The organism is Frankia sp. AgPm24 (assembly GCF_023243055.1).
GTDB lineage: Bacteria > Actinomycetota > Actinomycetes > Frankiales > Frankiaceae > Frankia > Frankia umida.
This window is the reverse complement of sequence record NZ_JALKFW010000099.1, coordinates 1-426: the sequence shown is the minus strand read 5'-3', so window position 1 is coordinate 426 and position 426 is coordinate 1. Positions and strand designations below refer to the sequence as shown.

1 protein-coding gene is annotated in these 426 nt (G+C 68.3%); it reads right to left on the bottom strand.

What is annotated here, in order from left to right; translation table 11 throughout:
• Positions 1-91: 91 nt before the first annotated feature.
• The coding region (locus MXD61_RS05835) for a transposase (RefSeq protein ID WP_248811812.1) at positions 92-426 on the bottom strand (335 nt) is incomplete at its 5' end.

The window sequence follows — 426 nt, the reverse complement described above, 5'->3', positions numbered from 1 at the left end:
CGACACCCACCACCTGGACACGCCCACTTCCAGCGTCAGGCCTCATCGAAGACCACCCTCCGTCACCACCGAAAGTGCACCAGAGCCGTCGTCATGACACGCCCTTGTCCCGGCCGCCCAGCATGAACAGCGTGAACAGCAGGGTCGACGCGGAGAGCACATAGCGTTTCTCGCCCTTCGGGCCGACCTTCAGCGGTGTCTCGTCGAACCCGGCGACCTTCTCCGCGGCGATCCGCTGTTCGATCTCGGCCACCGGCGCGGCGACCGCGTCCGCACCCAAACCCAGCAGCGAGTGCAGCCAGCCTGCCGAGACCTCCACCCCACACAGCTCGACGATCGCCTCCCGGGTCCGCTCCACCGGTAGGTGCTGGCGGACCAGGAAGTACGTCGCGAGCGCGCGCAACTCCGGCCCGTAGGACACCGGCG